The organism is Hymenobacter volaticus, assembly GCF_022921055.1.
Lineage (GTDB): Bacteria > Bacteroidota > Bacteroidia > Cytophagales > Hymenobacteraceae > Hymenobacter > Hymenobacter volaticus.
In genome coordinates this window covers 25,398-48,087 of the sequence record NZ_CP095070.1, presented here as the reverse complement: position 1 = coordinate 48,087, position 22,690 = coordinate 25,398, and the positions used below count along the sequence as shown (strand labels likewise).

At 62.2% G+C, this 22,690-nt stretch carries 19 protein-coding genes and 4 pseudogenes; all 23 read left to right on the top strand.

Features of this window, described 5'->3' with window-relative positions; all coding sequences use genetic code 11:
* Nucleotides 1-166: 166 nt before the first annotated feature.
* Nucleotides 167-886 (top strand): carboxymuconolactone decarboxylase family protein, encoded by a 720-nt coding sequence (locus tag MUN86_RS30740; protein WP_245127805.1) that lies wholly within the window; start codon nucleotides 167-169, stop codon nucleotides 884-886.
* Between the two features lie 99 nt (nucleotides 887-985).
* Nucleotides 986-2,167 carry an aldo/keto reductase gene (locus MUN86_RS30735; RefSeq protein WP_245127804.1) on the top strand — a complete coding sequence of 394 codons (1,182 nt, stop codon included), beginning with the start codon at nucleotides 986-988 and terminating at the stop codon, nucleotides 2,165-2,167.
* Between the two features lie 128 nt (nucleotides 2,168-2,295).
* On the top strand, nucleotides 2,296-3,354 hold the full coding sequence (locus tag MUN86_RS30730; RefSeq protein ID WP_245127803.1) for an SMP-30/gluconolactonase/LRE family protein: 1,059 nt from the start codon (nucleotides 2,296-2,298) through the stop codon (nucleotides 3,352-3,354).
* 93 nt (nucleotides 3,355-3,447) lie between these two features.
* Nucleotides 3,448-4,442 (top strand): annotated as a pseudogene (locus MUN86_RS30725) (aldo/keto reductase).
* 41 nt (nucleotides 4,443-4,483) lie between these two features.
* Complete coding sequence (locus MUN86_RS30720; protein WP_245127802.1) at nucleotides 4,484-5,056, top strand: sugar O-acetyltransferase; 573 nt, start codon at nucleotides 4,484-4,486, stop codon at nucleotides 5,054-5,056.
* A gap of 42 nt (nucleotides 5,057-5,098) precedes the next feature.
* Entirely contained in the window at nucleotides 5,099-5,581 is a 483-nt protein-coding gene (locus MUN86_RS30715) for a (R)-mandelonitrile lyase (protein ID WP_245127801.1), read from the top strand.
* Nucleotides 5,582-5,764: 183 nt separating this feature from the next.
* Nucleotides 5,765-7,399, top strand: a complete 1,635-nt coding sequence (locus MUN86_RS30710; protein WP_245127800.1) for a carboxylesterase/lipase family protein — start codon at nucleotides 5,765-5,767, stop codon at nucleotides 7,397-7,399.
* A gap of 130 nt (nucleotides 7,400-7,529) precedes the next feature.
* On the top strand, nucleotides 7,530-8,528 hold the full coding sequence (locus MUN86_RS30705) for a helix-turn-helix domain-containing protein (protein ID WP_245127799.1): 999 nt from the start codon (nucleotides 7,530-7,532) through the stop codon (nucleotides 8,526-8,528).
* Nucleotides 8,529-9,042: 514 nt separating this feature from the next.
* The gene (locus tag MUN86_RS30700; protein WP_245127798.1) at nucleotides 9,043-9,690 is read left to right on the top strand and encodes a (2Fe-2S)-binding protein; all 648 of its coding nucleotides are present in this window, start codon (nucleotides 9,043-9,045) and stop codon (nucleotides 9,688-9,690) included.
* A 4-nt stretch (nucleotides 9,691-9,694) separates the two neighbouring features.
* The gene (locus MUN86_RS30695) at nucleotides 9,695-10,681 is read left to right on the top strand and encodes an FAD binding domain-containing protein (RefSeq protein ID WP_245127797.1); all 987 of its coding nucleotides are present in this window, start codon (nucleotides 9,695-9,697) and stop codon (nucleotides 10,679-10,681) included.
* A 222-nt stretch (nucleotides 10,682-10,903) separates the two neighbouring features.
* On the top strand, nucleotides 10,904-12,418 hold the full coding sequence (locus MUN86_RS32170; protein WP_311182758.1) for a xanthine dehydrogenase family protein molybdopterin-binding subunit: 1,515 nt from the start codon (nucleotides 10,904-10,906) through the stop codon (nucleotides 12,416-12,418).
* Nucleotides 12,346-13,131, top strand: a complete 786-nt coding sequence (locus MUN86_RS32165; protein ID WP_311182756.1) for a xanthine dehydrogenase family protein molybdopterin-binding subunit — start codon at nucleotides 12,346-12,348, stop codon at nucleotides 13,129-13,131. The genes MUN86_RS32170 and MUN86_RS32165 overlap by 73 nt, the downstream gene beginning before the upstream one ends.
* A gap of 14 nt (nucleotides 13,132-13,145) precedes the next feature.
* Nucleotides 13,146-13,715: a xanthine dehydrogenase family protein molybdopterin-binding subunit gene (locus tag MUN86_RS30685; RefSeq protein ID WP_245127796.1), complete on the top strand. Its 570-nt coding sequence runs from the start codon at nucleotides 13,146-13,148 to the stop codon at nucleotides 13,713-13,715.
* Nucleotides 13,706-14,674, top strand: a complete 969-nt coding sequence (locus MUN86_RS31560; protein ID WP_280640704.1) for a xanthine dehydrogenase family protein molybdopterin-binding subunit — start codon at nucleotides 13,706-13,708, stop codon at nucleotides 14,672-14,674. Before MUN86_RS30685 ends, MUN86_RS31560 begins: the two co-directional genes overlap by 10 nt.
* A 67-nt stretch (nucleotides 14,675-14,741) precedes the next feature.
* Nucleotides 14,742-15,494, top strand: a complete 753-nt coding sequence (locus MUN86_RS31555) for a xanthine dehydrogenase family protein molybdopterin-binding subunit (protein ID WP_280640703.1) — start codon at nucleotides 14,742-14,744, stop codon at nucleotides 15,492-15,494.
* 109 nt (nucleotides 15,495-15,603) lie between these two features.
* Nucleotides 15,604-16,643: pseudogene (locus MUN86_RS32645) on the top strand (NAD(P)-dependent alcohol dehydrogenase).
* A gap of 15 nt (nucleotides 16,644-16,658) precedes the next feature.
* Nucleotides 16,659-17,147, top strand: a complete 489-nt coding sequence (locus tag MUN86_RS30665; RefSeq protein ID WP_245127795.1) for a cyclophilin-like fold protein — start codon at nucleotides 16,659-16,661, stop codon at nucleotides 17,145-17,147.
* Nucleotides 17,148-17,307: 160 nt separating this feature from the next.
* Nucleotides 17,308-17,610, top strand: a complete 303-nt coding sequence (locus tag MUN86_RS30660; protein ID WP_245127794.1) for an acyl carrier protein — start codon at nucleotides 17,308-17,310, stop codon at nucleotides 17,608-17,610.
* 100 nt (nucleotides 17,611-17,710) lie between these two features.
* Complete coding sequence (locus MUN86_RS30655) at nucleotides 17,711-18,238, top strand: XdhC family protein (RefSeq protein WP_245127793.1); 528 nt, start codon at nucleotides 17,711-17,713, stop codon at nucleotides 18,236-18,238.
* Between the two features lie 71 nt (nucleotides 18,239-18,309).
* Nucleotides 18,310-18,669: pseudogene (locus MUN86_RS32640) on the top strand (XdhC family protein); the annotation flags it as partial.
* 264 nt (nucleotides 18,670-18,933) lie between these two features.
* Nucleotides 18,934-20,199 carry a PQQ-dependent sugar dehydrogenase gene (locus MUN86_RS30645; protein ID WP_245127791.1) on the top strand — a complete coding sequence of 422 codons (1,266 nt, stop codon included), beginning with the start codon at nucleotides 18,934-18,936 and terminating at the stop codon, nucleotides 20,197-20,199.
* Between the two features lie 129 nt (nucleotides 20,200-20,328).
* Nucleotides 20,329-21,461: pseudogene (locus tag MUN86_RS30640) on the top strand (xanthine dehydrogenase family protein molybdopterin-binding subunit); the annotation flags it as partial.
* Nucleotides 21,462-22,661 (top strand): xanthine dehydrogenase family protein molybdopterin-binding subunit, encoded by a 1,200-nt coding sequence (locus MUN86_RS30635; protein ID WP_375379545.1) that lies wholly within the window; start codon nucleotides 21,462-21,464, stop codon nucleotides 22,659-22,661.
* Nucleotides 22,662-22,690: the final 29 nt, after the last annotated feature.

Sequence of the window (22,690 nt, the reverse complement as noted above, 5' to 3'; positions counted from 1 at the left end):
TGATTGCTTTGATTGTCATTACCAGCCGGGCAAGATGCGGACGGAACTTTGTGCGGTCTTAAAGGCCACACAAACGCTGGTGAAGCGCACTGGGTGCCTGTAAGGCGACGTACCCGTTGAGCCAGCCGCCGGGCTACCTGTATCGACTTCATCTTTCCCTTGGCTTATGAAAAGTGTCCTTCATCTCGCCGCGGCTTTCACCCTGCTACTGGCTTCCATCATGACAACAACTGCCCAATCAACTGCCGCCCTCACCGCCCGTCAGCAAGCCCTGGTTACCATTTCGGCCTACACGGCCACGGGCAACCAGGTCCGCCTGCACGAAGCGCTGGCCCAGGGCCTGAAGGCCGGGCTGACGGTGAATGAGGAGAAAGAAGTGCTGGTGCATCTCTACGCCTACTGCGGCTTTCCGCGCAGTCTGAGCGGCATCAACACCCTAATGAAATTGCTCGACGAGCGCAAGGCCCAGGGCATTCAGGATGTAATGGGCAAGGCTGCCTCGCCCATCACCAGCACCACGCCAAAATACGAGCGGGGCAAGCAAAACCTGGAACAGCTCACCGGCAAGCCCGAAACCGGCCCCAAAACCGGGGCCAACGCCTTCAGCCCGGAAAGCGACGTGTTTCTGAAAGAGCACCTGTTTGCCGACCTGTTTGAGCGCGACGTGCTCACCTTTCAGGAGCGGGAGCTGGCTACCAATGCGGCCCTGGTGAGTTTAGGCGGCGTCGAGCCGATGCTCGAATTCCACCTCGGGGCGGGGCTGCACGTCGGCCTGACGGCGGGCCAGCTGCGGCAACTCATTACGCTCAGTGAGGCGGCGGTGGGGAAAAAAGAAGTTAATGCCGCGCGGGCGGTGCTAGCCAAGACCTTGGAGGCTAAAAAATAGCCTCTGCCGGCTGCCTGCCGCTCGGCTATATCCGTCCGTCCCCTTTCCCCCATTCCCTAAGCAAGCTATGTCAACTACCCCCACCATGGGTTGCCCGGGTTGCCCCTCAGCGATGACCCAGTCAATCCCCGTCGAAATTTTCTAAAAACCGGGGCCGTGCTCGGCACCGCTTTACTGGCCAGCCCGGTACTGCTGGGTAGCTGCGGCGAGAAGCACGCCGAAACAGACGCTGGCCTGGCCAGCAACAGCGGTCATATTAGCCCCCCTAGCCTCGCCCCCTCCCTGCCCCGCCGTACCCTCGGCCGGGGTAACGCCAGCTTCGAGGTGTCGACGTTGGGCTTTGGGTGCATGGGCATGAGTTATCACCGCGGGCCCGCCCCCGATCGGAAAATTATGCGCCAGCTACTGCAGAAAGTGGCGGAATCAGGCGTGACGCTCTTTGATACGGCCGAGGTGTATGGTCCTTTCCTGAACGAGGAACTGGTCGGCGAAGCCCTCGCGCCCTTTAAAAACACGGTGGCCATTACCACCAAGTTTGGCTTCGATATTCAAGCGGGTAAGGACCAGGGCACCAACAGCCGCCCGGAGAATATTCGCAAAGTAGCAGAAGCTTCACTGAAGCGGCTGCGGGTGGATGCCATTGAGCTGTTTTACCAGCACCGCCCCGACCCCAAGGTACCCATCGAGGACGTGGCCGGGACGGTAAAAGACTTGATCAAGGAAGGCAAAGTAAAGCGCTTTGGCTTATCCGAAGCGGATGCCGGGACCATTCGAAAAGCCCATGCCGTGCAGCCGGTTACGGCTTTGCAAAGCGAATACTCGCTCATGTGGCGGGAGCCGGAAACGGCCGTCTTTCCAACCCTGCAGGAGTTAGGCATCGGCTTCGTGCCGTATGCCCCCGTCGGCCGGGGCTACCTGACGGGAATGCTCCACGCGGACACCAAGTTCTACCCCGGCACCGACAACCGGCTCGGGTTGCCGCGCTTCACGCCGGAGGCCCTAAAGGCCAACTACCCCTTCGTACAGGCCCTGCTCGACTTCGGCCAACCCAGGGGCTTGACGCCCGCCCAGCTCTCCCTGGCCTGGCTGCTGGCCCGGCCAGAGGGGGTGGTCCCCATTCCGGGCACCACCAAAGAAGCGCACTTCCACGAAAACCTGGCCGCCCTGGCCGCCAACATTGCGCCCGGCGAGTGGACGCAACTGGAGGCTGCGCTGGCCGCCAGCCCCCTGCAGGGCAGCCGCTACCCGCCGGAACAGGAAAACCAGACCGGCCAGAAGTAAGGACGGCCCGCCCGAAAGCCGGCCTGCTATTGCTCGGCTGGGCTGCTGCCGCGCCCGAAGGCGGCTGTTAGCCCATGACCTAGCGCGCCCGCTGCCGGTCAAAAAAACGCTATCCAACCCCTTAGCCCATGAAGATGCTGCCTAATCGCCTTGCCATAACTTGTCTTCTGCTGGGTTACCTATGTTCCTGGGCGGTGGTGGCGCAAGGACAGCACCAGCCCTCGCAAGCCTATTTCTTTGCTCCCGCGACGACGCCAGCAGCCGTTTTCACCGGCGGGGTAGGCGCCGTGTGCGAGGGCCCGGTCATGGCGCCCGATGGGCAGCTCCTGTTCACGGACGTCAATACCGGTACTACCGGTGGTATTATCTGGTCCTACAACCCGCAAACCGGTCAGACAAAAGAATTTCGCGCAGCGAGCGGCAATGCCAGCGGCCTGGCTTTTGACGCGGCCGGCCGCCTGCTGGTCGCCGAAGGCCCTAACGGGGGCGGCAAGCGCATTTCGAGGACGGACCTGCCCACCGGCGCCCGCACGACGCTGGCGGCGGCCTTTCGCGGCAAGGCCCTGAATGGCCCCAACGACCTCACGCTCGACGCCCAGGGCCGGGTCTATTTCACTGATTCGCGTTACAACAGTACCGAGCCCCTCGACCAGCCGTGGATGGGCGTTTACCGCCTCGACGCCACCGGCGCCGTGGAGCTGCTGGCGGCCGATGTGACTCGGCCGAATGGCTTGGTGTTTTCCCCCGATCAGCGCACTCTCTATGTGGCCAGCTATGATTCGCCCGGCGCCGGGGTGTACGGAGCGCTGCCCGACGACTACGCGGGGCCGGCCCTCCAGCTCACCGGGGAAATTCGGGCCTACACGGTGCTGCCCAATGGCCAGCTAGCCTTCCGGCAGCGGCTGGTGCAGTTTGCCGGGGAGGGGCCGGACGGATTAACGGTAGACACCAAAGGCAATGTCTACGCCGCGGTGGCCAACCGCATCGTGGTGTATACTCCTCAGGGCCAGCAGGTCGCCGAGATGCCGCTGCCCGTAAAGGTTACTAATCTGTGCTTTGGGCGCGGCAGCTACCGTAAAACACTGTTCATCACCGCGGCCAAGGGCTTGTATACGTTGCAAACCATCCAGGAAGGCAAGTCGCTTCCCTTGCCCAATGCGACTGAGAGCAGACCCCGTTCCCGCTAATTAAACCGGAGGTAGTCGCTGAATAGGCCTGGTAAGTTATCACTGGACTACCGGTGTTCCCTTTTGTACTTCAATTCTCAACAATCAAACACAATGCAACAGCGCACATTAGGCACCAGCGGCCTGCAGGTATCCGCCCTCGGCCTCGGCTGCATGGGCATGAGCTTTGGCTACGGCCAGGCCCCCGACCCGCAGGAAATGATTCAGCTGATTCGAGCGGCCGTGGAGCAGGGCGTGACCTTCTTCGACACGGCCGAAGTCTACGGCCCCTGGATTAACGAGGAACTGGTAGGCCAGGCGCTGCAGCCGGTGCGCGACCAGGTGGTGATTGCTACCAAGTTCGGCTTCGACATCGACCAGGCCACCGGTCAGAACCGCGGCGGCCTGAACAGCCAGCCTGCGCACATCCGGCAGGTGGTGGAAAACTCGCTCCGGCGCCTGCGCACCGACCACATCGACCTGCTCTACCAGCACCGCGTGGATCCTGCTGTGCCCATGGAGGACGTGGCCGGGCCGTGCAGGACCTCATTGGGGAAGGCAAGGTGAAGCACTTTGGCCTCTCCGAAGCTGGCGTGGAGGCTATCCGGCGGGCCCACGCCGTGCAGCCGGTGGCAGCCCTGCAGAGCGAGTACTCGCTGTGGTGGCGCGAGCCGGAGCAGGAAATTCTGCCCACGCTCGAAGAGCTGGGAATCGGCTTCGTACCGTTCAGCCCGCTGGGCAAAGGCTTTCTGACGGGCAAAATTGATGAGAACACGCAGTTTGACCCCTCGGATTTCCGCAACACCGTGCCGCGTTTCTCGCCCGAAGCCCGCAAAGCCAATCAGGCCCTGGTAGACCTGGTCGGTCGTATCGCGCAGGACCAGCAGGCCACGCCCGCTCAGATTGCTCTGGCCTGGCTACTGGCTGAAAAGCCTTGGATTGCCCCCATTCCGGGCACCACCAAGCTGCATCGCTTAGAGGAGAACCTCGGCGCGGTAGCCCTGCACCTATCGACCGAAGAGCTGCAGCAAATCGGGCAGGCCGCCGCGCGCATTCCCGTGGAGGGCGCTCGCTACGCCGAGGCGCAGCAAAAAATGATAAATCGCTGACCATTTGGCAAGTACAAGCCAATTCATCAGGTTGCAACCCTATGGAATCTCATTCCCGAACCATCTTTGAGCGCGAGCTGGCCGGCGAGGTCATTGCCTTCGACGACCCGGACTACCCGCAGATTTACGCCATCATTCGCAAGGCCATCCGCATCACGTCGGAGCTGAACGCCATGCGAGTGGACGACAACGCCCAGGTGAATCAGGTGCTGAGTGAGTTGACCAACCACCCCGTGGACGACAGCCTATTCCTGATTCCACCCTTTTACACCGACTTTGGGCACAACATCCGCTTCGGCAAGCATGTGTTCGTCAATCACGCCTGCACGTTTATGGACCGGGGCGGTATCACGCTGGAAGACAACGTGCTGATTGGCCCCAAGGTGAACCTCATCACCACCAACCACCTCACCGAGCCGGGGCAGCGGCGGAGCACCGTTTCCTTGCCCATCGTGCTCAAACAGGGGGCGTGGCTGGGGGCCAATGTGACGGTGATGCCCGGCGTTACCATCGGTGAAAACGCCATCGTGGGCGCCGGTGCCGTCGTGACTAAAGATGTGGCCGCCAATACCATTGTGGCGGGTGTGCCCGCGCGGGTAGTCAAGCACCTCTAAGGGCCGCCCACCACCGCCTTTTCCACTACTTATTACTTTGCCATGAAACGTAGCCTGCTAACCACTGCCCTGGCCCTAGCCACTGGCCTAACCAGCTTCGCCCAGACGACGCCGAAAGCCCCCACCAAGTTGTTGAGCGGCCCCTTTCCGAAAGGTGAGCGGGGGCCGGCTGCTTGGTTTACCGGCGCGGTATACGTTCACACGCTGGTGAAAAACGATGACACGTTCAACTGCGCGAGCAGCAACGTCACCTTTACGCCCGGCGCCCGCTCGCATTGGCACAAGCACGCGGCCGGCCAGATATTGATGGTGACCGAGGGCGTGGGCTACTACCAGGAAAAGGGCCAACCCATCCGCCTGCTGCGCCAGGGCGAAGTGATACAGGCCCAGCCCGGCGTGGAGCACTGGCACGGGGCCTCGCCTCAGCAGGGCATGACGCACATCTCGCTCAATGTGAACACCGAGAAAGGCATTGTAGACTGGGGCCGGCCCGTAACCGACCAGGAGTATAACAGCTTCCAGTAAGAGCCTGCCACCAATCCAGACGCCCCAAGCCGAACCACCGGTGTTCTGCTTCCAACGCAACGGCGCTGGACCATAGGCATCGTTGGGCTGACGGCTCCGGGTTACCGTACCACCCTACCCATCACTCGACCAAGGGTACCACGCTAGTCACTGGCATGGCCCTGGTCTTTTACTGTGTTTCGTATGAGAGTATTCTTCCTGCTTCTGCTGGCAGTTGTTGGGGCCTGCTTACCCGCCTTGGCTCAGCAACCAAAGACCATCCTGGCCCCACAGATCAAAACGGCGAGTGGCGTGCTCGAAGGCGTCCGCGAAGCGAGTGGCATCCGCTCGTTTAAAGGCATTCCCTTCGCCCAGCCCCCGGTGGGGGCATTGCGCTGGAAAGAGCCCCAACCGCTCGCCTCCTGGTCGGGCGTGCGCAAAGCCCACCAGTTCGGCCCCAAGCCCATGCAGCTGCCGGTCTTTGGCGACATGAACTCCCGCTCCCGGGGCATGAGCGAGGACTGCCTGTACCTGAACGTGTGGACGCCGGCCAAACTGGGGCAGGAGCGCCTGCCCGTACTCGTGTATTTCTACGGCGGGGGCTGGGTGGCCGGCGACGGCTCCGAACCCCGCTACGACGGCGAAAGCATGGCCCGCAAGGGCATCGTGAGCGTTACGGTGAATTACCGCCTGGGCGTCTTCGGCTTTCTGGCTCACCCGGCCCTCACCCAATCGTCGGGGCACCACGCCTCGGGCAACTACGCCTTTCTGGATCAAACCGCGGCGCTGCGCTGGGTGCAGCAACATATTGCCGCCTTTGGCGGCGACCCTGGCAAGGTGACCATTGCGGGTGAATCGGCGGGCTCGTGCTCGGTGAGTGCGCTCATGGCCTCGCCGCTCTCCAGGAACTTGTTTGCGCAAGCCATTGGCGAAAGCGGCTCGTTGATTGGCCTGGGCTCCGCGCCCCCTATCTCCTTGGCCGAAGCCGAGCAGGACGGCCGTACGTTTGCCGAAACCCTGGGCGCCACTTCCCAAGCGGCTTTGCAGGCCGTGCCCGCCGATCAGTTGCTTCAGGCGACGGCCAAACCCAGCATCCGCTGGACCACTGTGGTCGACGGCTACTTTCTCCCAACCTCCCCCGAAGCCATTTTCACGGCCGGGGAGCAGTCAAAAGTGCCCCTGCTGGTTGGCTGGAATTCCCAGGAAATGGGCTATCAGGCCTTACTAGGCAACCAAAAGCCCACCGTGGCCGCCTATACCCAGGCGGTGCAGCAGCGCTACGGAACGCGGGCCCCAGAGGTGCTCAAGCGCTACGCGGCCACCACCGACGAAGAGGTCGAGCAGGTGGCCACCGACTTGGCCAGCGACGGGTTTCTAGGGTTCTGTACCTGGAAATGGGCCGACCTGCACAGCCAAACCGGGGGTGGCAAGCCCGTGTACCGGTTCTTCTATAGCCGCTCCCGGCCCGCCATGCGGCCAGAAGTGGGTGGCGCCACGGCCGGGCTAGCCGGGGGAGTAGTGAAGAACACCAACCCGGCGGCGTCCACGGCCCCACCGGCTCGTGGGGCGGTGCATTCGGCCGAGATTGAATACGCGCTGGGCAATCTGGCCACCAATAAAATTTATGCCTGGACCCCCGACGACTACAAGGTGTCGGCGGTGATGCAGCAATACTTCGCCAGTTTCATTAAAACCGGCACCCCCAGCGGCCCCGGTCTGCCGAACTGGGCGCCCATCAATCGAGTTGTTCCCGCCCCGGTGATGCACCTGGATGTGAACACCCGGTTGGAGTTGGAGCAACACCGGGACCGGTACCTGCTGCTGGATGAAATCTTCTAAACCAAACCGCCTCTAAGCAAACGATTTGGCCACCTGATGCAGCTGGGTGTTATCTCGTTCAGTGGCTTTTCGTCCATCTTATTGGGCGAGCAATACGCCGTCACTACTCTTATTCCAACTTCTTCCCGCCATGGCTAAAACAAATTCGCAACTTCCTGCGTCTCTTAAAGATACCCAGGAGCGCCGCCTGTTGGCCAAGGCGCTCAGCAACCCTATGACCGAACCCCGCTCCCTTACCCCGCCTTCCCTCTACCACATCGGCGAAGACGTGGAAGTGCTCACCATGCACGAGGCCCGCTGCGGGATGGGCAACTTCAACCGCCGCGACATGTTCAAGGTGGTGCTGGTGCTGGAAGGAACCAACGAGCTGCACTATGCTACCCGCAGCTTTGTCGTCAACGGGCCCGCACTGGTGTTCACCAACCGGCTGATTCCTTACGCGTGGGAAGTGCACGAGGGCTTTAACGAGCAGCAGGGTTTCCTGAGCTGCTTTTCCGAGTCGTTTCTGCACTCGGCCATGCGGGGCGTGAGCCTCAAAGATACTGTGCTCTACAAGGTGGAAGGCAACCCGGTGTACTATCTGACCACGGAGCAGGCCCGCTACTTCACCGACGCCTTTACCCGCATGCGCCGCGACCTGGAGTCGGGGTACGCCCACAAGGACGACTTGCTGCGCAACCAGCTCTCCATTATCATTCACGAAGCCGCCCTGCTCGAACCGGCCACGCCCCAGCACGCGCCCGTTAACGCCGCCGAGCGCATCACCGCGCTGTTTATGAACTTGCTGGAGGTGCAATTTCCCATCACGGCGCAGTTGCGCGAGCCGATACTCCGATCGGCCAGCGACTACGCCGACCGCATGGCCATCCACGTCAACCACCTCAACGCCATGGTCAAAGAGGTAACAGGCAAGTCTACCACCGCCCACATCAACGAGCGGTTGGTGACGGAAGCGCAACTGCTGCTGGCCCACACCGACTGGGGCGTAGGCGAAATTGCCTATAGCCTCGGCTTTGGGTACCCCACGTACTTCAATAACTTCTTTAAGAAGCACACCGGCACCACGCCGCTCACCTACCGCCGCACGCAGACTTCGCAGCTTCAGGCGGCTGATTCGGCCATATTGTAGCGGAATCACTTGTTGGACTATTGCTTTGCCCTAACTAACGCAGATAAGCCAGCTATTCGTCGCTGATTTTTTCGTTTGACACCCCGCAAGGCCTGTTGAATGCAGGTTGGCTTCGCCAAAACTCGCATCAGATTAAGGCTGCCAAAGTACGTGCTGGCACCTCATTATTATCGCGCTTTATCGGTTGCTTGTTGACAGTAAAACAAGGTGAAAAAAGAGCCGGCTCGGCCCCCTGCTATTCCCTGCTGTTGGGCTCGTCAACCTGCGGAAGCGCGTGAATAGTACCGCACGATAGACGGATAAAGCAGCACTCTTTGAAATGTGTACTTATCCATTTGAAAACTATACAAATCAGCTGTAAAAGGGCTGTACTTTTATAAAGTAGCCCCGTACAATTTGAATGCTACTGCTATTGTTTTCACGGTCAGGGCGATAACCGCTAGGTGGCGGCTTCTGCCGAACCAGTGCGGCTCGCTTTGGACGGGCTCTTTGTTTGCCACTTACTCACCATCTCATGTCTGATTTATTTCCTGACGCCCAGCCGGAGGCGTCGCGGCCCGCCGATGGCTCGCGCCGCTCGTTCATGCAGCAAGCCGGGGGCATCCTGGGCTTTGCCTTGGCCTCGCCCATTGCCAGCCAGGCCGAAACCCTGGCCGAGAAGCTGGCGCCGAACAACCCCGTGGTAACAGGTGCCAGCCCCTTGCAGCTCCGCATCAATGGCCAGGTCAAGAATCTAACCTTGGAGCCCCGGGTGACGTTGCTCGACGCGCTACGTGAGTACCTCGACCTGACCGGCACCAAGAAAGGCTGCGACCATGGCCAGTGTGGGGCCTGCACGGTGCACGTTGACGGCCAACGTACGCTCTCTTGTATGACCCTGGCCGTGATGGCCAAAGGCAAGGAAATCACGACCATCGAAGGGTTGGCCAAAGGCGACGACCTGCACCCCATGCAGGAAGCCTTCCTCAAGCACGACGGCTTTCAGTGCGGCTACTGCACGCCGGGTCAAATCATGTCGGGCGTGGCCTGCGTGAAAGAAGGCCACGCCACCACCGACGGCCAGGCCCGCGAGTGGATGAGTGGCAACATTTGCCGCTGCGGCGCCTACCCCAACATTCTGGCCGCTGTGCGCGAAGTGGCTGGCCAACCCGCTAAAGGCTAACTCCATGAACGATTTCAGCTATACCCAGGCCGGCACGGCCAAAGAGGCCACCGGGCGCCTCAAAGACCAGCCGCAAGCCGCCTACATTGCCGGCGGCACCACCCTGCTGGATTTGATGAAGGCCAATCTGACGGAGCCCTCGATGCTGGTTGACATCACCCGGTTGCCCTTCAAAGGTATCGAGCAAACCAAGGACGGACTGCGCATTGGGGCGTTGGAAAACATGAACGCCGTGGGCGAGCACCCGCTGGTGAAGTCGCAGTACCCGGCCGTGTCGGAGTCGCTGCTACTGGCGGCCTCGCCACAGCTGCGCAACATGGCCAGCATTGGGGGTAATATCCTGCAACGCACGCGCTGCGGCTACTTCCGCGACCCAGCGTTTCCGTGCAATAAGCGCGTGCCCGGTTCAGGCTGCCCCGCCCTTACCGGTGACAACCACAACCTAGCCATCCTAGGGGTGAGTGACGCCTGCATTGCCAACGCCTATCCCGGCGACCTGAGCGTGGCGCTAGCCGCCTTCGACGCCGTGCTAACACTGGAAAATGCCCGGGGCAAGCAGCGCCAGGTGCCGGTCACTGAGTTTTACTTGCTGCCGGGCACCACACCCCACAAGGAAAACGTGCTGGAGCCCGGCGAGTTGATTGTCGCCGTGACGATTCCAACCGCGGCCCACGCTCAGCGCTCCACCTACCTGAAGGTACGCGAACGGGCCTCCTACGCCTACGCCCTGGCCTCGGCCGCGGTGGGGCTCGATGTACAGGGTGGCACCATCCGCTCGGCGCGGGTGGCCCTCGGAGGAGTAGGCGCCCAGCCCTGGCGCAGCCGTCAAGCGGAAAAAGCTTTAGTAGGCCAGCCGGCGACGGAGGCCACGTTTAAAGCGGCGGCAGCGGCCGCTTTGCAAGAAGCCAAGCCCCGCGAGCACAATGCTTATAAGGTGGAGCTGGCCCAGAACACGCTGGTGCGCGCCCTGCAGCAAGTGGCGGGCGTGTAGCTGGCATACCGAACCCTTCTAGGTCTTCTAGGTGATCGAGAAGGGGTCGGGTATGCTAGCCCAGTACTATCAAGCGAAAACCTATCCCATGAATAGCGAATCAGCCTTCTTCGAAACTCCCCCCAAACGGTAGCCGTCGGCCAGCCGCTAAGCCGCGTCGATGGCCGGGCCAAAGTGACGGGCGCGGCCAAATACTCGGCCGAATACAATCACCTACCGGGTTTGGTACACGCCGTGATCAAGACGAGCGACGTGGCCAAGGGTCGCGTAACAGGTTTTGACAGTGCCGCCGCTCAGCGCGAGCCGGGCGTGCTGGCCATCCTCACCCACCAAAACTTGCCCAAGCCGGTACTGACGGGCGAAAGCAAAGAAGGCAAAGAAGCCATTGGTCCGTCGATTCAGATGACGTTTATGCCGATGCAGTCCGACCAGGTGTTTTACGCCGGTCAGCCGGTGGCCATCGTGGTGGCCGATACGCTGGAGCACGCCCAGCACGCCGCCGCCAAGCTGCGCGTGACCATTACCCCGGAAGCGCCCGTTGCCTCGTATCAAGATACCAAGGCGCAGCGCTACAACCCCGGCGGCAAGCCCGATGCGGATGCCGAGGGCACCAAGCGGCGCGGCAAAGCGGCCGCTGCCTTTGCCGCCGCGCCCGCGCAAGTGACGGCTACCTACGTGCACGCCACCAACCACCACAATCCCATGGAGCCGAGCGCCACTATCGCCCACTGGGAAGCCGCCGACCGCCTCACGGTGTATGACGCGACGCAGGGCGTATCGTGGCAGCAACGCGCCCTGAGCGGCTTCTTGGGCTTGCCCATGGAGCAGGTGCGGGTGATAACCAAGTACCTCGGCGGCGGCTTCGGCTGCAAGGGTCCCATCTGGCCCCACAGCGTCCTGACGGCCCTAACAGCCAAGGCCGTGGGCCGGCCCGTGAAGCTAGTGCTTACCCGCCCGCAGATGTTTACCAGCGTCGGCCACCGGGAAGACCAGGAGCAGACCCTACGGTTGGGTGCTACCAAAGAGGGCAAGCTGCTGGCGTTGCTACACGAAAAAACGTCCACCACGTCGCAGTGGGACGACTACGCCGAGACCAACAGCAAATTCATGGGCATGCTCTACCAGTGCCCCAATTTCGAAGCCACCACCAAGCTGGCCAAGGCTAATGTCATGACGCCTACCTGGATGCGGGCCCCCGGCGAAGCGCCCGGCTCGTTTGCCCTGGAAAGCTCGCTGGACGATTTGGCCTACCAACTCGGCATCGACCCCGTGCAGATTCGCCTGCTTAACCACGCCGACAAAGACCCGAGCACTGGCAAACCCTGGAGCAGCAAAAGCCTGAAGCAGTGCTACCAGCGCGGGGCCGAGCTATTCGGCTGGAGCAAGCGCAACCCCAAAAACGGTTTGACCCGCGACGGCAAATACCTGGTAGGCTGGGGTATGGCCACGGCTACGTATCCGGTCAACAATTCGCAGGGCAACGCCCGCGTGCGCCTTTACGCCGATGGCCACGCCGTGGTGCAAGTGGCCGCCACTGACCTGGGTACGGGCACCTACACCGTTATCACGCAGGTAGCCGCCGACTGCCTGGGCATCGCGCCCGACAAAGTGCGCTTCGAGCTGGGCGATTCCGTGCTGCCAACCACCAATATTTCGGGGGCTCCATGGGAGCTGGCACCTTCGCTTCGTCGGTGTACACGGCTTCGAAGGACCTGTGGGAGAAGCTCACCAAAATAGCCGTGCTAGATGCCAAATCGCCGCTCTTTCGGGCTAAGCCTGCCGACGTGGAAGTGGTAAAAGGCCGTTTGCAACTGAAAGCGAATCCGGGCAGAGGCGAAGAATTTGCGGCCTTGATGAAACGTGGCAATATGACGGACCTCGAAGGCTTCGGCCAGGGCCACTACGGCGCGGGCTACGAGTCGGCTCAAGCCCGCACCACTGCCAATTCCAAATCGGACGACGCTGGCAAGGAGGATTCCGGCCAGCATTCCATGCACTCGTTCGGGGCGCACTTCTGTGAAGTGCGCGTGGACCCCGAGCTCGGTACCGTGCGCGTCACGCGCTGGGTGAGTGTGGTGGCTGGCGGCCGCATTCTCAACCCTAAAACGGCCCGCTCGCAGGTGCTAGGCGGCGCTACCATGGGTATCGGGGCGGCCCTGATGGAGCAGGCCGTACGCGACGACCATTTTGCCCGCTATACCAACCCTAACTTAGCTGATTACCACGTGCCCGTCCATGCCGACATTCCGGATATGACCGTCGAATTCATCGATGAGCATGACCCGTACATCAACGCCATGGGCGTGAAGGGCATCGGCGAAATTGCCATCGTGGGTACGGCCGCGGCCGTAGGCAACGCCATTTTTCATGCCACGGGCCACCGCCTGTGCGATCTGCCCATGACGCCTAACAAGGTGCTGGCGGCCATGAATCCAAGTCAGAAAGCTTAATTCAACCACTGTACATGGACAGCGAATCCGCCTTCTTCGAAACCAACGCGACGCCTAATGCCGTCGGCCAGCCGCTGAGCCGGGTAGATGGCCAGGCCAAGGTAACAGGTGCCGCCAAGTACTCGGCCGAATACAACCAGCTGCCCGGTCTGGTACACGCCGTCATCAAAACCAGCGACGTGGCTAGAGGCCGCGTGACCGGTATTGATACCAGCGCAGCCCAGCGCGAACCGGGGGTGCTGGCTATTCTCACCCACCAAAACCTGCCCAAGCCGGTACTGACGGCCGCGACGAAGGAAGGCAGAGAAGCTATTGGCCCGTCGGGGCAGATGACGTTTCTACCCCTGCAGTCCGATCAGATTTTCTACGCCGGTCAGCCGGTGGCCGTAGTAGTGGCCGATACGCTAGAGCACGCCCAGCAGGCCGCCGCCAAGCTGCGCGTGACTATTGCTCCGGAAGCGCCCGTTGCCTCCTACCAGGACCCGAAGGCACAGCTTTTCAACCCTTCTAAAGATTCTAATGGGGGCGCCCAGGGTACCCGGGCAAAGCGGCCGAGGCCTTCGCGGCGGCGCCGGTGCAGCTGACGGCCACCTACACCCATGCCACCAACCACCACAACCCCATGGAGCCGGGCGCCACCGTCGCCCACTGGGAGGCCGCCGACCGCCTCACCGTCTACGACACCGTACAAGGAATAACGTGGCATCAGCGCGCCCTGAGCGGCTACTTGGGGTTGCCGCAGGACCATGTGCGGGTGATAACCAAGTACCTCGGCGGCGGTTTCGGTGGTAAAAGCGCGATTTGGCCGCACACGGTGTTGGCGGCGCTTACGGCCAAGGCCGTAGGCCGGCCGGTAAAGCTGGTGCTTACTAGGCCCCAGATGTTTACCAGCATGGGCCACCGGGAAGACCAACAGCAGACGTTGCGCCTGGGCGCCACGCGCGAGGGCAAGCTGCTGGCCTTGCTGCACGAAAAGACGTCCACTACCTCGCCCTGGGACAACTATGCCGAGAGCAACCATAAAATCGTGGAAATGCTCTACCAGTGCCCAGCCTTCGAGGCCACGACCAAGCTAGGTAGGGCTAATGTGATGACCTCGACCTGGATGCGCGCGCCCGGCGAATCGCCCGGCTCGTTTGCCATTGAATCCGCCTTGGACGATTTGGCCGCGCAACTGGGTATTGACCCTATTGAAATCCGGCTGCGTAATTATGCCGATAAAGACCCGAGCACGGGCAAGCCCTGGAGCAGCAAGAGCCTGAAGGAGTGTTACACCCGCGGGGCAGAGCTCTTCGGCTGGAGCAAACGCAACCCCAAAAACGGAGATACCCGCGACGGTAAAACCCTGGTGGGTTGGGGTATGGCGACGGGCTCGTACCCGGTGCACAATGGCCAGGGCAACGCCCGCGTCCGTCTCTACGCTGACGGCCACGCCGTGGTGCAGGCCGGCGCCACCGATATAGGCACTGGTACCTACACCATCATCACGCAGGTGGCGGCCGACTGCCTCGGCATTGCCCCGATAAGGTGCGCTTCGAGCTAGGTGATTCTGTGCTGCCCACTACGATCCTGTCCGGCGGTTCGATGGGGCCGGCACGTACGCCTCGTCGGTGTACGTGGCTGTACAGGACCTGTGGCAGAAGCTCACTAAGCTGGCGGTGATGGATGCCAAGTCACCGCTCTTTCGTGCCAAACCCGCTGACGTGGAGGTGGTGCAAGGCCGCTTGCAGCTGAAAGCCAACCCGGCTAAAGGTGAGGATTTCGCCGCCCTCATGAAGCGCGGCAACCTGACCGACCTCGAAGGCTTTGGCCTGGGCCGCTACGGTGCGGGCTATGAGTCAACTCAAGCCCGCACTACTGCCAATGGCAAATCCGACGACGCCGGGCGGGATGATCCGGGTCACCACGCCATGCACTCGTTCGGGGCGCATTTCTGCGAGGTGCACGTCGACCCCGAGCTGGGCACTGTGCGCGTCACGCGCTGGGTGAGCGTTATCGGCGGCGGGCGCATTCTCAACCCCAAAACGGCCCGTTCGCAAATCATGGGGGGCGCCATTATGGGCATCGGCGCGGCCCTGATGGAACAGACCGTGCGCGACCCTAATCTGGCCCGTTATACCAACGCCTCGCTGGCCGACTACCACGTGCCCGTCCACGCGGATATCCCGGATATGAGAGTGGAGTTCATCGACGAGCACGACCCCTACATCAATGCCATGGGCGTGAAAGGCATTGGCGAAGTGGCCATCGTTGGTACCATGGCAGCCGTGGGCAACGCCATTTTTCATGCCACGGGCCACCGCCTACGCGACCTGCCCATGACGCCTAACAAGGTGCTGGCCGCCCTGCGCCAATCCGTTTAGCCGGGCTCTTTGAAAAGCATACATATTCCGTTGAATGGTGTAAGACTGTCGGTTAAGCTGCTGGGTAACTTTGCGTTACCAATCCCCAGCATCTCATTCCTCTAGTTTTATGATTCCGACCAAAGCTTACGCAGCCCAAAACCCTGAAACTGACCTTGCCCCCTGGACCTTCGAGCGCCGCGACGTCGGGGCGCACGACGTGCAGATTGATATTGCCTTCTGCGGGGTGTGCCACTCCGACTACCACCAAATCAAAAACGACTGGTTTCCCGGTATCTTCCCATGGTGCCCGGCCATGAAATCGTGGGCCGCATCAGCCAAATAGGTTCCCACGTCAAGGCATTCCAGGTGGGAGACCTAGTAGGCGTGGGCTGCATGGTGGATTCATGCCAGGTATGCCCCAACTGCGAGGCTGACTTGGAGCAATACTGCCTGGAAGGTAACACCCAGACTTACAACAACCTGGGCCGGGACGGGGTGCCGACTTACGGCGGCTACTCCAATAATGTAGTGGTGCGTGAGGAGTTCGTGCTGCACGTATCCGACAAGCTCGACCTGGCGGGCGTAGCTCCGCTCCTGTGCGCTGGCATCACCACCTATTCTCCCCTCAAGCACTGGAAAGTAGGCCAGGGCCACAAGTTGGCCGTGCTTGGCCTAGGCGGCCTGGGCCACATGGGTGTGAAGTGGGGCGTCGCTTTCGGCGCGGAAGTAACCGTGCTCAGCACCTCGCCCGATAAGGAGCAGGCCGCCAAAGCGCTGGGTGCCCACCACTTCGTGGTAACCAAGGACGAAGAGCAGGTCAACGCTGTAAAAGGCTCGTTTGACTTCATCCTCGATACGGTGTCGGCCCCGCACGATTTGGGCATGTACCTATCGCTGCTCCATACGGATGGGGTTCACATCATCGTTGGCGCCTCCCCCAAACCAATGGACTTGTCGGCCTTCTCCCTACTGATGGGCCGCAAGAGTGTAGTAGGTTCCAGCATTGGCGGCATTGCCGAAACGCAGGAAATGCTGGACTTTGCCGCTGAGCACAACATCGTATCGGATATCGAACTGATTGATATCCAGGACATCACCACTGCTTACGAGCGGATGCTGAAGGGCGACGTGCGCTACCGCTTTGTTATCGACACGGCCACCATTTAAACTAGCTGCCACACCATGAAACGGACCTATCTGCTACTGCTGCCCTTGCTGCTGCTTTTCCTCGGTGCCGCAGCTTGTAGAGATGATGACGCGGTGCCGGATACCACTAGCACTACGTCCGGCACCGGCACGGGCAACCCCACCACTATGAGCACGCAACTTCGCATCCGAATTGGCTCCGAGACGTTTACCGCTACGCTGCTTGACAATTCGACCACTACCGCTTTCAAAGCCCAACTGCCCCTAACCATCTCGATGGTGGAACTGAACGGCAACGAGAAATACTACGACTTGCCGCAGGGCCTGCCCACTAACGCCGCTAATCCAGGCACGATTCAGGCGGGCGACTTGCTGCTTTACGGCTCCAATACGCTGGTGCTGTTCTACAAAACGTTTTCCACCTCTTACCGCTACACCCGCATGGGCCGGGTTGACAACCCAGCTGGGCTGGCCGCGGCCCTCGGACGGGGCAACGTGACCGTCACGTTTGAGGTGCAACCGTAGCGGATTTGAGCCGCGCCGAGTGAACTGGCCCCTCCCCACCTTTCATGAGTGAAAAGTAGGCGGGTAGGGGCCGTTTCTTTGGCGCTATGCCTGCCAAGCACAGCCGTGAGGAGGGCGCCCGTTCGTCAACTGTTAGTGCTTTATTTCCGGTAACGACCTTATGCGAGCAACCAGTTGGCGGGACACCATCTGGCAACTGGCCGTGCGCTTATTGCCGCCGCGTTCAATCGAGCAGTTGCCACCATCGGCCGGGCAGCCCAATCTCGGCCTCGATGCGCTCGACTTCGTGGAGTTGATCCAGCAGATAGAGCAGCATTTCAACTTCCGGTTTTCCGCCGAGCAGCTGCAAGACCTGCGGACGGCGCAGCTCGTGCTAAGCAGCGCCTCGCCGCGTCGGCGGCGGCAGCTGTACGCGGAATTTTTCGCCCAGCTGATGCAGCAAGGGGACTGGCTTGATTGGTAGCAGCCCGACTGACTGAACCAATCACCCGACGCTGCTTTCATGGCACAAGGCTAGGGCAGATGCCATCAAGAACCCTGTTTACTAATTAGTTGCTTGAATTATGACTGAGCTTCAACGTCTCTTCCTTGCCTACGACCAGCACCGGGCCAGCAAGCGGCCCTGCGCCCTGGCCACCGTGGTGGAGGTACTGGGCTCGGCCTACCGCCGGCCCGGGGCCCGCATGCTCGTCACCGACGACGGCGAGCTGACGGGGGCCATCAGCGGAGGCTGCTTGGAGGGTGATGCCCGCCAGCGGGCCCGGCGGGCCATCTTTCAGGGGGAACCGGCCCTGGTCACCTACGACACCCGCGACGAGGACGACCCACGCCACGGCCTCGGGCCCGGCTGCCAAGGCGTGGTGCGCATACTGCTGGAGCCGCTGGATTTTCAGGATTCCAACAACCCCTTGAAATCCTGCGCGGCTTTGCCCAGCACCCGGTGCCCGCCGTGCTGGCCACCATATTTGAAACGGATACCACTGGCCCCAAGGCTGCCGTGGGCCAGCGCCTGCTGCTCGCCGAAACTGGGGCGGTGCGGGGTGCGCCCGCACTGGCGTCGACGCTGGCCACTGCCGCTTACGATACGCTGATTCAAAGCCATTCCCGCGTCCTCGACCTAGACACCGCGGCTGGCCCGGTGCGGGCGTTGCTGGAAGTGCTGATGCCCCCCTTGCGCCTGGTAGTGTACGGGGCCGGCAACGACGCGCAGCCGCTGGTGCACCTCGGCGCTTCGCTGGGCTGGCACATTACCGTGGTGGATGGCCGGCCCAACCTGGCTACGGCCGCCCGCTTTCCCGAGGCCGCCGCGGTGCGCGTCGTGCCGGTGCGCGAACTGGAAGCCGCCGTGCCCGACCCGCTGGCCTACCACGTGCTGCTCAGCCACAACTACGCCTACGACTTGGCCGCCCTGCAAACCCTGCTGGACTCCCCCGCCCCCTACATCGGCCTGCTCGGCCCTCGGCAGAAGGCCCAACGCCTGCTGGAAGAGCTGGACACGGCTCCGGCCGCCAGCGTTGTGGCGCTGCGGGAGCGGCTGCATAGCCCTATCGGCCTCGATTTGGGCAGCGAGACCCCGAGGAAATTGCCCTCTGCATCGTGGCCGAAATTCAGGCCCAGCGTAGCGGGCGCCAAGCCCAGCCGCTGCGGCAGCGAGCAGGCACCGTGCATCAGCCCGCCGTGGCCGAAGCAGTAGGCTAGCCGAACTGCTTTAAACCTATTTCATTTTCTAAAAGGGGCTTATGCTACATAGCCAGCTCCTCAATGGGCTATTTGTTAGCCCTTCCTTATGAAGAATTCGTTGCTTAAGACCGCGGCGGTGGGCGTCTTGTCCCTAGGCCTGCTGGCCAGCCCAACCCAGGCGCAGAACGTCAATGGCAATGGGCAGCAGGTGGCTGGCACTCGCCCCCCGGCCACCATGCCCGCGTCCGGCCAGCCCTGGGAGCAGCGCGCACCCTACGGCAAGGGCCAGAAGCCGGCTGTGGTGGGCCAAACCCGCACGGGCGCGGTGCTCACCAAAACGCCCTTCACGGAGAAAGTAGTGGCGTCGGGACTCAAGCATCCGTGGGCCCTGGCGTTCATGCCCGATGGGCGGATGCTGGTGACTGAAAAGGTAGGCATGCTGCGCATTGTCACGCAGGATGGGCTGGTGGGCGATACGCTCAAGGGCCTGCCGCCTCGCATTGCCTACCGGCCCGAGCAAAGCGACGCGGGCCTGCTCGACGTGGCCGTGGACCCGCAGTTTACCACCAACCGGATGCTCTACCTGACCTACGTGGAGCGCAAGCGCAACGGCGGTACGGGTCTGGTAGTGGCCTCGGCCAAGCTGGCCACCGACGAGTTTCACCTCGAAAACGTGAAGAAAATCTACCAGGTGCGCGACAGCACCAGCAACGGCTACGCGCACTACGGCAGCCGCCTGCTCTTCGATAAGGAAGGCAAGCTGCTGGTGTCGATATCCGAGCGCATGTTTGAGCCTACGCGGCTGAAAACCCAGCAGTTGTCGTCGCAGCTCGGCAAAATCGTGCGCATCAATACCGACGGCACGCCGGCGGCCCGCAACCCCCGTTTTCACCCCGACAGCACCCGCGCCCTGCCCGAGCTGTGGGCCGTGGGCTTCCGCAACCCCCAGGGCCTGGCTTGGCACCCCGTCACCGGCGACTTGTGGGAAGACGAGCACGGCACCCAGGGCGGCGACGAGGTGAACCTCGTGCGGCCCGGCCACAACTACGGCTGGCCGGTTATCGCTTACGGTGTCGAATACGACTGGAAACCCATTGAGGGCGGCATCACCCAGAAGAAGGGCTTGGAGCAGCCGGTGTATTACTGGGACCCCACGGTGGCCCCAGCGGCTGCGCCTTCTATACCGGCTCGGCCGTGCCGGAGTGGAAAAACAATCTGTTCGTGGCCAGCCTGGCGGGCCAGCACTTGGTGCGCCTGGTCCTCAAGGACAACAAAGTGGTGGGCGAAGAGCGCTTGCTGCTCAACCAGCACCAGCGCATCCGCGACGTGCAGATGGGCCGGATGGCAACCTCTGGGTGGTGACCGACGCTGACAACGGCCGGCTGATTCAACTGGGCGCCAAACAGGGGCCGCAGCGCGGGCTGTCAAACTAACCGGCAACCCGCACTACGGCCCCTGTCTCTCTTATGCATTTACCTACTACCAGCTACTAATCAAGCAGATGGATAAAGAACCCACGTTTCTCGAAACCAATGCTGCGCCGGGCGTAGTAGGTCAGCCGCTGAGCCGGGTTGATGGGCGGGCTAAAGTGACGGGCGCGGCCACCTACTCGGCCGAGTACAACCAGCTGCCGGGTTTGGTGCATGCCGTGCTTAAAACCAGCGATGTCGCCAGGGGCCGCGTGACCAGCATCGATACCAGCGCGGCCCAAAAGGCACCGGGCGTAGTCGCCATCTTCACGCAGCAAAACCTGCCCAAGCTGGCCAAAACGCCCAACGCACCCGTTGATAAAGTGGCGCTGGGTGCGCCCATGGGCTTCATGCCGATGACCTCCGACCAGATTTTTTACGCCGGCCAGCCGGTGGCCGTGGTGGTGGCCGACACGATGGAGCACGCGCAGTACGCGGCCACGCTGGTAAAGGTGCAGATTGCGCCGGAAACCCCGGTCGCATCGTACCGCACGCTTCACGCGCCCCAGTACACCCCCGAAAAAGTGGGCCGAGTGAAGGGCATGACCAAGCGCGGCGACGCGCAGGCGGCCTTTGCCAGTGCCCCGGTGCAGCTGGCCGCTACCTACACCCACGCCACGCTGCACCATAACTATCTGGAGCCGGGTGCCACTACCGCCCACTGGGAAACGCCCAACCGCCTCACGGTGTACGAAGCCACACAGGGCGTGTTGGAAACCCAAAAGACGCTGGCCGGCATGCTGGGTTTGTCCCAGGACCAAGTGCGGGTGGTGTGCAAGTACATCGGCGGGGGCTTCGGGGCAAAGCCTGGGTGTGGCCCCACGCGGTGCTGGCCTGCCTGGCCGCCAAGGCCGTGGGCCGGCCGGTGAAGCTGGTGCTCACGCGTCCGCAGAACTTCACCGGCATGGGCCACCGCGAAGAGCAGCAGCAGACCCTGCGCCTAGGCGCGACCAAGGAAGGCAAACTACTTTCGCTCCTCTACGACAAAACGGCCACCGCCTCGCCCTGGGACGACTACACCGAAACTAACAGCCGCATCATCGGCATGCTCTACCAGCTGCCCACCTACGAGGCCACCTACCACCTGACCAAGGCCAACGTCATGACGTCCACCTCGATGCGCGCGCCCGGCGACATGCCCGGCTCTTTCGCCATCGAGTGTGCCATGGACGACTTGGCGGCGCAGCTCGACCTGGACCCCATTCAGGTGCGGCTGCTTAATTATGCTGACAAGGACCCCGACACCGGCCAGCCCTGGAGCAGCAAAAGCCTGAAGCAATGCTACGCCCGCGGCGCCGAGCTGTTTGGTTGGAACAAGCGTAACCCCAAAGCCGGACAGACCCGCCAGGGCAAGCTGCTGGTGGGCTACGGCATGGCCACGGCCTCCTACCCCGTCCATAACTCGCAGGGCAACGCCCGCGTGCGCCTCTATGCCGACGGGCATGCCGTGGTACAGGCGGGGGCCACCGACCTGGGCACGGGCACCTATACCATCATCACGCAGGTAGCGGCCGACGCGCTGGGCCTCGCGCCCGACAAGGTGCGCTTTGAACTGGGCGATACCAACCTGCCCTCCACGCCCGTGTCGGGCGGCTCCAACGCGGCGGGCCGGGTCTCGTCGTCGGTGTACGTGGCGGCGCAGGACCTGTGGCAGAAGCTCATCAAGGTAGCGGTGATGGACGCCAAGTCGCCGCTCTTCCGCGCCAAACCCGCCGACGTAGCCGTAATCCAAGGCCGCTTGCACCTGAAAGCCGACCCTAGCAAAGGCGAAGCCTTCGGCGAACTGATGAAGCGCGGCAACATGACGGACCTGGAAGGCGACGGCGTCGGCCGCTACGGCAGCAGCTACGAAGACCCGCTGGCTACGGCCAATGCCGAGCCTACCAAGAAAGACCACGCCGCCGAGCATTCCATGCACGCTTTCGGGGCCCACTTCTGCGAGGTGCAGGTGGACCCCGACCTGGGGACCGTGCGCGTCACGCGCTGGGTGGGCGTGCACGCCGCCGGCCGCATCCTGAACCCCAAAACGGCCCGCTCGCAAATCATCGGCGGCGGCATCATGGGCATCGGCGCAGCCCTAATGGAGCAGACGGTGCGCGACCCGCACCTGGCCCGCTACACCAACGCCTCGCTGGCCGACTACCACGTGCCCGTTAACGCCGACATCCCGGATATGACCGTCGAATTCATTGACGAGCACGACCCCTACATCAACGCCATGGGCGTGAAAGGCATCGGTGAAATTGCCATCGTGGGCGTGGCGGCCGCCGTGAGCAACGCTATTTTTCACGCCACCGGCCGCCGCCTGCGCGATCTGCCCATGTCGCCTAACAAAGTGCTGGCGGCCTTGCGGGTGCCGGCCTAGGCACGGGTCAGGTCACGCCCCTTTATCTA

Excerpts from the sequence above, each read along its gene's own strand:
- MUN86_RS30665 (WP_245127795.1), top strand. The coding sequence starts at position 16,659 with ATGAAACGGACCTATCTGCTACTGCTGCCCTTGCTGCTGCTTTTCCTC.
- MUN86_RS30695 (WP_245127797.1), top strand. The coding sequence starts at position 9,695 with ATGAACGATTTCAGCTATACCCAGGCCGGCACGGCCAAAGAGGCCACC.
- MUN86_RS30635 (WP_375379545.1), top strand. The coding sequence starts at position 21,462 with ATGGACGACTTGGCGGCGCAGCTCGACCTGGACCCCATTCAGGTGCGG.
- MUN86_RS30685 (WP_245127796.1), top strand. The coding sequence starts at position 13,146 with ATGGACAGCGAATCCGCCTTCTTCGAAACCAACGCGACGCCTAATGCC.
- MUN86_RS30710 (WP_245127800.1), top strand. The coding sequence starts at position 5,765 with ATGAGAGTATTCTTCCTGCTTCTGCTGGCAGTTGTTGGGGCCTGCTTA.
- MUN86_RS30660 (WP_245127794.1), top strand. The coding sequence starts at position 17,308 with ATGCGAGCAACCAGTTGGCGGGACACCATCTGGCAACTGGCCGTGCGC.
- MUN86_RS30655 (WP_245127793.1), top strand. The coding sequence starts at position 17,711 with ATGACTGAGCTTCAACGTCTCTTCCTTGCCTACGACCAGCACCGGGCC.
- MUN86_RS30720 (WP_245127802.1), top strand. The coding sequence starts at position 4,484 with ATGGAATCTCATTCCCGAACCATCTTTGAGCGCGAGCTGGCCGGCGAG.
- MUN86_RS30705 (WP_245127799.1), top strand. The coding sequence starts at position 7,530 with ATGGCTAAAACAAATTCGCAACTTCCTGCGTCTCTTAAAGATACCCAG.
- MUN86_RS30715 (WP_245127801.1), top strand. The coding sequence starts at position 5,099 with ATGAAACGTAGCCTGCTAACCACTGCCCTGGCCCTAGCCACTGGCCTA.
- MUN86_RS30700 (WP_245127798.1), top strand. The coding sequence starts at position 9,043 with ATGTCTGATTTATTTCCTGACGCCCAGCCGGAGGCGTCGCGGCCCGCC.
- MUN86_RS32165 (WP_311182756.1), top strand. The coding sequence starts at position 12,346 with ATGGGAGCTGGCACCTTCGCTTCGTCGGTGTACACGGCTTCGAAGGAC.
- MUN86_RS30740 (WP_245127805.1), top strand. The coding sequence starts at position 167 with ATGAAAAGTGTCCTTCATCTCGCCGCGGCTTTCACCCTGCTACTGGCT.
- MUN86_RS30730 (WP_245127803.1), top strand. The coding sequence starts at position 2,296 with ATGAAGATGCTGCCTAATCGCCTTGCCATAACTTGTCTTCTGCTGGGT.
- MUN86_RS30645 (WP_245127791.1), top strand. The coding sequence starts at position 18,934 with ATGAAGAATTCGTTGCTTAAGACCGCGGCGGTGGGCGTCTTGTCCCTA.